Below are 7,511 nucleotides of genomic sequence, written 5' to 3' on the forward strand. Positions count from 1 at the left end.
TCGTAACGCTGGCGGGCCAGTGTGGTGAACGCGGTGCCGCCCGGCTGCAGGCCCGCATACGCCTTGAGGCGATCCACCGCCTTGGCCCGGCGCTCGGCCGGCACCTGGTCGGACAGCAGCAGGTTGAGGCCGCTGAACACGCTCTGCGGCGCATCACGCCACGGCAGCAGGTACTTCTGGTTGAGCTCGCTGCCCTCGATGCTCTGGTTGGCGGCGGCGATCATGATCTCCAGGTCCTGGCGGACGTTGGGATCCTTCTCGCTGGCCAGCTTGGCCTTCAGTTCGTCGCGGGCCTTGGCCATCGCGGCGCGGTAGCGCTGGTCGTTGTCCGGGCCGAGGTCGGCGACCTTGTCGTCGTAGCCGGGCACGCCGAAGAAGCCGGTCTCCTCGGGCTGGAATGGCCCCTGCGCATCAAGCAGGATCTGCGCCAGTGCATTGCTGCGCGCGACCCAGGCCGGGCTGGCCGGCGTGGAGGCCTTGGCGGCCGGTGCGGCCAGGGCCGGTGGGACCGACAGCAGCGGGGCGGCGGTCAGGGCCAGGGCGATGGCAAGCGCGATCGGCTTCATGGAGAACTCCAGGACAGGGTTGCCCGCACCCTACGCGCTCATGGCGGTGGCGACAATCGGCCGGAGGTCACGGGGCGCGGTATGAGGCATCGGGGTTCTGCGATAGCGGATCCGGGTAGAAGTCGGCAACGACGCCTTTCGTCTCGCGCAGGACTCTTGCGTTGTCATGAAGATCAGCCGATCCGGTTGGCAGGCCCTCATGTTGGATCACCGGGGATGACCATAGATTCACCCGCGGGCAGGCCCGGTCAGTGCACTCCAAGGCCATGACGGTACGCCAGCCAGGCAACGCCTGCTCGTTGAAACGATGGCCGTGCCCGTATGCGAATCTGGGCGGATCAAGTGCCGCGTTCTCGGGATCATGATCTGCTCCCAGCAAATGGCCGATCTCATGCGCAAGGGTGTGCTGGTCCAGGCATCTGCGCTCAACAGCGAGAAAGGCTGTTTCGCGGGTCGCCAATACCTGCTGGGCCAATCCGCATGCGGGAGCGCCCGAATGTGTATCGATGATCATCACCATCACGTCGGCTCGCTCACCCTCCCGCGCCACGTGCAGTAGCCAGAGTGGTCCGTGCCTACCCTTTGCGATGTCATCGAGAGTCTGATCAAGCGTGGTTTCGCGGTATCCCGGAAGCGCGTTGGCCGCCGTCTGCAACTCCAGTTCAATACCGCTCGCTGCAAATCCTGCATTGGCCTCGATCACCGCAGCCCTGACCTGCTCGATTGCCGGATCAAGCCCGTCCACCAGCGCGCCTGCCGCAAAGCCGTACGCAACCCGAATCACATCGCGCCCTTCGCCGCTCCCTCCGCCGGCGATTCCTGGAGGAAGGTCTGGAGCAGGCCGATCTGGCCGCCGGTCCCTCACATCGTCACGCTCGTCCCGTAGAGCGCGGCGCACATCGCGCTTTACCAGTCGATCACCGTCCAGCGTGTAATGCCAGAACCCATGGCTGAATCTCGCATGTGTTCCTGAAGCGTCCGACCAGATTCTCACGTACGTGGGCTGCCCAAGCTTCCTTTCAACATCCGGCGCTACGGACTTCACCCTGCCCACCCACTGCAGGCCTGAGATCGAGCGTACCTCTCGTTGGGCACCTTCGTCACCCGCAGGCCGGTAGATCACACTCTGGACGCTGTCGAACAGGGGTTCGGAAGGATCGCGGACAAGGTGAAGAACCCTGTCGTGGAGATCCACGGTGATCTCATCAGCAGCCAAGGCGGCCTCATTCACGCGAACCCGGCGCACCCAGTCCACATCATCTCCTGCTCTGCGCAGTTGCTGCTCTGCCACAGCCAATGGCGCGTCCGAGAGCACCTCCACGAATGGTTCAGCAGCCATGCCGGGTGTGACCAAAAGCAGCGCAAAGACTGTCAGCCCTACCACGCTCCTGATTGCATACGTTCGCATTGCACGCTCCTTCCAGGATGAAGTGAAGCGTTGCAGCCAGATCTACGCTGCAACGGATCAATCATTGGAGTGAGCCTGCGCCAGCATTCCGGGACGTCGTTCGCACTATCAATCCACGCTATCGAAGCAGTGAAGATTGAAGGCTGCGCCAATAGAGAACCGGCTCACCAGCGTCGTGCGGTGTCGGAATTGAGCGGTCTCCCATGAGACGTACTGAGCCGAGCCGAGGCTTGATCGGGAAGAGTAAATTCAACTGTGGCGGATCGCGACAGTCTCTGAGTCCGCGGCCGTCGTACAGTCACAGCGCGAGCGTAAGCGGGCATTCACCGCGGTCACGGCATTTCTGCAGTTCGCATTCGCCCGCCGCCTCGGCATCATCCAGCGCGCTCAGGTCGAAGGTCTGCTTGTCTTCGGCCAGCACGTACATCACCGGGTAATCCCACACGTCGTCGCTGCGGGTGCCCTTCACGAACAGGCGGCCGTGCGCATGCGGCCCTTCCAGCGCCACGGTCAGGCCAACGTCGCGCTCGCCGTTGATGGCGGTCTGCATGCTGCCCAGCGGCAGCGTGCCGGCCTGCAGCGGTTCCCCGAATACCTGCACCAGTTCGACGCTGCAGCCGGCGCGGCGCATGGCCTCGCGCATCGGCGCACTGTCGTGCGCGGCCTCGGTCCAGCGCAGCACGCTCCAGGCGATGGCGCCGCCCAGTGCGGCCAGGAACAGCAGCACCGCCAACGGCATCGCCCAGCGCCAATGCCGGCACCACCAGCCGGAAGCCAGGGTGGAGGGAGCAGGAATCGGCGGCGGCAGGGTCATGGGCGGGCTCCTTCCCGGACGATGATCAAGGTTTCAGGCAACGCCCCAGGAAAGCTTCGGCAACGCGGTAGCGATGCAGTGCGTCGGCACCGGAGAGGCCGTGCTTGGCACCGGGGTAGGTCATCAGTTCAAACGGCTGGCCGCGCTTCTGCAGCGCGCTCATCAGGCTGGTCGAATTGGTGAACAGCACGTTGTCGTCGGCCATGCCGTGGATCAGCAGCAGCGGCGAGCGCAGGCCCTCGATGTGGGTCAGCACGCGTGCTTCGCGGTAACCGGCGTCGTTGCGCGACGGCAGGTCCATGTAGCGCTCGGTGTAGTGGCTGTCGTACAGGCCCCAATCGGTGACCGGTGCGCCGGCCACGCCACAGGCGTAGCTGTCCGACGCCTTGGCCAGCAGCATCAGGGTCATGTAGCCGCCGTTGGACCAGCCCTGCACGCCGATACGCGCCGGGTCCACCCACGGCTGCTGCTTCAGCCACGCCACGCCGCGCAGCTGGTCGGCCACTTCCACCGTGCCCTGCTTGCCATACAGCGCGCCGCCGAAGTCACGGCCGCGGCGCGGGGTACCGCGGTTGTCCAGCGAAAACACCACATAGCCCTGCTGGGCCAGGTACTGGTTGAACAGATGGTCGCCACGCCCAGGCCAGCTGTCGGTGACGGTCTGGCTGGCCGGGCCGCCATACACGTACACCGCCACTGGGTAGCGCTTGGCCGGATCGAAGCCGGCCGGCTTGATCACGCTGTAGTTCAGCGGCGTCTTGCCGTCGGCGGCAGTCAGCGTGCCGAATTCGACCGGACGCTGCGCCTCGCGGTAGCGCGCATACGGATGCTTGGGGTCGGCCAGATCGTTCTCGACCAGGGTGGCGATCTTCTCGCCATTGGCGCGGAACAGTTCAATCTGCGGCGGGGTGCTGCTGTTGGACCAGCTGTCCACGTATACGCTGGCGTTGCGCGCGAAGCTGGCGCTGTGCATGCCCGGCGCCTTCGACAGGCGCTGCGGCTGGCCGCCCTGCAGCGGCACGGCGTAGATCTGGCTTTCGCGCGCCGATTCGATGCCGGCGCGAAAGTACGCCACGCCGGCCTTTTCATCGACCGCCAGCAGTTCATCGACCGACCAGTTGCCGTGGGTCAGCGCGGTGGCCTTGCCCTTGCTGTCGATGCGATACAGATGCTGAAAGCCGGTGCGCTCGGACGACCACAGCACGCTGCCGTCGTCGAGGAAACGCAGGCTGTTGTGCAGCGGCACCCAGGTCGGGCTGGTTTCGTGGGCCAGCACACGCTGCTGGTTCGAGGCCAGGGTGACTTCCACCAGGTCGAGCTTCTTCTGGTCGCGCGACTGGCGCTGGAAACTCACGTGCTGCGGATCGCGCCAGTCGACGCGGGCCAGGTAGATGTCCTGCTCCTTGCCGAGGTCGATCCACTGCGTCTGCGCATGTTCCGCCGGCGAGATCACGCCCAGCTTCACCTGCACGTTGGCATCGCCCGCGGCCGGGTAACGCTGTTCGACCACATCGGTGCGGTCGGCATAGACTTCGTAGCGCTTCTGCACCGGCACCGGGCTTTCGTCGATGCGCGCGTAGGCGATGGCCGAGTCGTCCGGCGCCCACCAGTAACCGGTATGGCGGTCCATCTCCTCGTCGGCGACGAATTCGGCGATACCGTTGCCGATGGTCGTGCTGCCATCAGCGGTCAGCTGCATCTGCCTGCCGCTGGCCAGCTCGATCACCCACAGGTTGCGGCCGCGGATGAAGCTGACGAAGCCGCCCTTGGGCGACAGCTTGGCGTCGGTCGCAAAGCCTTCGCCGTGAGTCAACTGGCGCACTGCCGCCTTGCCTTCCTGCTTGAGGTCGTACAGGTACAGCTCGCCGCCCAGCGGGAACAGCAGGCGCTGTGCGTCCGGCGACCACTGGTAGTCGACGATGCCGGTCATCGCGGCGATGCGCTGGCGCTCGCGGCGGGCCTTTTCTTCGTCACTGAGGGTTTCGGTACCCGGCAGCACCACCTTCGAGTCCACCAGCAGGCGGGTCTGGCCGCTGCCGATGTCATAGCTCCACAGGTCCAGCTGGTTGCGGTCGCTGTCCTTGCCGCGCAGGAAGGTCACGCGCGAGCCGTCCGGCGCCACCTTCGGCTTCATCAGGGTCGGGCCGGACAGCGGCAGCGGGCCGGTGATGGCTTCCAGGGTGAGTTTTTCAGCGTGGGCGACGGTACTGGTGGCGAGCATGAGGGCGAGCGAGGCGAACAGATGGCGCATGGAGGATCCCGGCAAACGGCAGGTCCGTCACCGCGGCAGGCGCGGGACGGTCAGCCTCCATCCTAACCAAGCCGGTGCGGGAAGACAGCATGACCTTCTGCCCATGAGGTCTTCCCATGATGAGTGCCGACCAACGGTCGGCACCCACCGTGCCGGGTCAGCGCTTGCCGAACAGGTGCTTGCGCTCTTCGTCGCTGAGCGGCTTGCCGGCGTCCGGGTTCACCTGCGTGCGCAGCGCGTAAGCGCGCTGGGTGGCCGGACGGTCGGCAATGGCCTGGTGCCAGCGCTTGAGGTGGGGGAAGGCGTCGAAATCCACCGGCAGCTTGTCGTAGGCGCCAACCCACGGGTAGCTGGCCATATCGGCGATGGTGTAGTCCTCGCCGGCCAGGAAGGCGTGTTCGGCCAGTCGCTTGTCCATCACCCCGTGCAGGCGGCGCACTTCATTGTCGTAGCGCTCGATCGCGTACGGGATCTTCTCCGGCGCGTACACATTGAAATGGCCCATCTGCCCGCTCATCGGGCCCAGCCCGGCCATCTGCCAGAACAGCCATTCCAGGGTCGTGACGCGGCCACGCGGGTCGGTCGGCAGGAAGCGGCCGGTCTTCTCGGCCAGGTACAGCAGGATCGCGCCGGACTCGAACACGCTCTGCGGGGCGCCGCCGTCGGCCGGGGCGTGGTCGACGATGGCCGGCATCTTGTTGTTGGGGGAAATGGCCAGGAATTCCGGCTTGAACTGGTCTCCCGAGCCGATGTTGACCGGGTGGATGCGGTACTCCAGGCCGGCTTCTTCCAGCAGCAGGGTCACTTTGTGGCCGTTCGGGGTAGGCCAGTAATACAGGTCGATCATGGCGGCGGCTCTGGGGTACGGAAAGGAACCTGAAGTCTAGTGCGTGCGTTGGCTTGGCACCGTCATGGCGGGCCGGTAACCTCGCCTCTCCCCCGAAACGCAGCATCCTCCGCATGAGTGCAAACCGTCCGCTACTGTCCCCGCTGTCCAGCCTGATCTTCGCTACCCGCTGGCTGCAGCTGCCGCTGTACCTGGGTTTGATCGTTGCCCAGTGCGTTTACGTGTTCCTGTTCGGCAAGGAACTGTGGCACCTGATCTCGCACTCGGTGTCGATGGGCGAGCAGCAGATCATGCTGATCGTGCTGGGCCTGATCGACGTGGTGATGATCTCCAACCTGCTGGTGATGGTGATCGTCGGCGGCTATGAAACCTTCGTCTCGCGCCTGCGCCTGGAGGGCCACCCGGACCAGCCGGAATGGCTGAGCCACGTCAACGCCAGCGTGCTGAAGGTGAAGCTGGCGATGGCGATCATCGGCATCTCCTCGATCCACCTGTTGAAGACGTTCATTGCCACCGGCGCGCTGGGCGGTATCCCGCTGTGCACCCCGGAGCAGATGAGCGTGGCTGCCGCCAATATCGGCGTGGCCCGCTGCTCGATGCTGACGGCTGACGGCGTCCTCTGGCAGACGATCATCCACTGCGTGTTCATCCTGTCGGCGATCGGCATCGCATGGACCGACAAACTGATGTCCGGCAGCCATGACAAGCCGGAAGGCCACGGCAAGTCCGCCGCACATTGACCCCAATCCCGGTGGCGGTACCAGTGCCGCCACCGGCCCGCTACACCTGCCCTTGTGCGCAGGTGAGGCCGGGATGCTAGATTGCACCCTCGCCGTCGTCGGCGATGGCGTCGGGAAACGTCATCGACCGCGCCCGGACCTCCAGTCCCGGCAGGCTTGCCTACGTTTGTCGTAACGTCGTCTTCTTAGAGGGGAGCAGGATGTCGCACGTCGCAATGATCGCTGCCGCGCGCCGGTGGTTGCCGGTCGCTCTGGCTTTGGCCCTGGCTGCATGCTCGGGCAAGGAAGAAACACCGGCTCCGGCCGCGCCGGGCGCCGCTGCCCCCACCGCTGCAGCACCAGCCGCACCGGCAGTGGCCGCCAAGGTGCAGTCGATGGGTACCGAGCAGCTGCGCGAATCGGCCAGCCAGGCACTGCGCGAGAACCGCATGTACGCCCCGGCTGGCGACAACGCCATCGAGTACTACCTGGCACTGCGCGACAAGACGCCGGACGATGCCTCGGTGAAGAGCGCGCTGACCGATCTTCTGCCGTACACCCTGATCGCCGCCGAGCAGCATCTGGGCCGCGAGGATTTCACTGAAGCGCAGCGGCTGGTCGCCCTGATCGAAAAGGTTGATGCCTCGGCCCCGGCTCTGCCGCGCCTGAAGGAAGGCCTGACCAAGGGCGTGCAGGTTGCCGCCAAGCGCACCGAAGACGAGACCGAGAAGGTCAAGAAGGACGCTGAAGACCGCACCAAGCAGCTGGCCGAGCAGCAGCGCCTGACCGAACAGCGTGCCAAGGAAGCCGAGGCGGCCAAGCAGATTGCCGCACAGCAGGACGTTGCCCGCCGTGACAGCGAGCGCCAGGAAGCCGAACGCCAGGCTGCTGCGCGCCGTGATGCCG

General features: G+C 65.6%; 7 protein-coding genes. 2 read left to right on the forward strand and 5 right to left on the reverse strand.

All coding sequences use genetic code 11. From position 1 onward, the window contains the following. The 5 genes from AB4Y84_RS08515 to AB4Y84_RS08535 form a co-directional block, all read right to left on the reverse strand. Positions 1-566 (reverse strand): DUF885 family protein (locus AB4Y84_RS08515; RefSeq protein WP_442249990.1); only part of this gene is annotated, 566 nt, incomplete at its 3' end. Positions 567-633: 67 nt separating this feature from the next. Further along, positions 634-1,974: a M12 family metallo-peptidase gene (locus AB4Y84_RS08520; protein WP_442244144.1), complete on the reverse strand. Its 1,341-nt coding sequence runs from the start codon at positions 1,972-1,974 to the stop codon at positions 634-636. A gap of 298 nt (positions 1,975-2,272) precedes the next feature. Continuing rightward, on the reverse strand, positions 2,273-2,788 hold the full coding sequence (locus tag AB4Y84_RS08525; protein ID WP_223497093.1) for a cytochrome c oxidase assembly factor Coa1 family protein: 516 nt from the start codon (positions 2,786-2,788) through the stop codon (positions 2,273-2,275). A gap of 25 nt (positions 2,789-2,813) precedes the next feature. Further along, positions 2,814-5,039 (reverse strand): S9 family peptidase, encoded by a 2,226-nt coding sequence (locus tag AB4Y84_RS08530; RefSeq protein ID WP_442244143.1) that lies wholly within the window; start codon positions 5,037-5,039, stop codon positions 2,814-2,816. Positions 5,040-5,196: 157 nt separating this feature from the next. Beyond that, entirely contained in the window at positions 5,197-5,886 is a 690-nt protein-coding gene (locus AB4Y84_RS08535; protein ID WP_442244142.1) for a glutathione binding-like protein, read from the reverse strand. A 113-nt stretch (positions 5,887-5,999) separates the two neighbouring features. Here AB4Y84_RS08535 and AB4Y84_RS08540 point away from each other — a divergent pair, with 113 nt between their 5' ends. Both AB4Y84_RS08540 and AB4Y84_RS08545 read left to right on the forward strand, forming a co-directional pair. Next, entirely contained in the window at positions 6,000-6,626 is a 627-nt protein-coding gene (locus AB4Y84_RS08540; protein ID WP_230112884.1) for a TIGR00645 family protein, read from the forward strand. 200 nt (positions 6,627-6,826) lie between these two features. Further along, positions 6,827-7,511: energy transducer TonB (locus tag AB4Y84_RS08545; RefSeq protein ID WP_442249991.1), on the forward strand; the 685-nt coding region annotated here is incomplete at its 3' end.

It is taken from the genome of Stenotrophomonas sp. 2YAF22, from assembly GCF_052114665.1.
Taxonomy (GTDB): domain Bacteria; phylum Pseudomonadota; class Gammaproteobacteria; order Xanthomonadales; family Xanthomonadaceae; genus Stenotrophomonas; species Stenotrophomonas indicatrix.

Excerpts from the sequence above, each read along its gene's own strand:
- AB4Y84_RS08540 (WP_230112884.1), top strand. The coding sequence starts at position 6,000 with ATGAGTGCAAACCGTCCGCTACTGTCCCCGCTGTCCAGCCTGATCTTC.
- AB4Y84_RS08535 (WP_442244142.1), bottom strand. The coding sequence starts at position 5,886 with ATGATCGACCTGTATTACTGGCCTACCCCGAACGGCCACAAAGTGACC.
- AB4Y84_RS08525 (WP_223497093.1), bottom strand. The coding sequence starts at position 2,788 with ATGACCCTGCCGCCGCCGATTCCTGCTCCCTCCACCCTGGCTTCCGGC.
- AB4Y84_RS08520 (WP_442244144.1), bottom strand. The coding sequence starts at position 1,974 with ATGCGAACGTATGCAATCAGGAGCGTGGTAGGGCTGACAGTCTTTGCG.
- AB4Y84_RS08530 (WP_442244143.1), bottom strand. The coding sequence starts at position 5,039 with ATGCGCCATCTGTTCGCCTCGCTCGCCCTCATGCTCGCCACCAGTACC.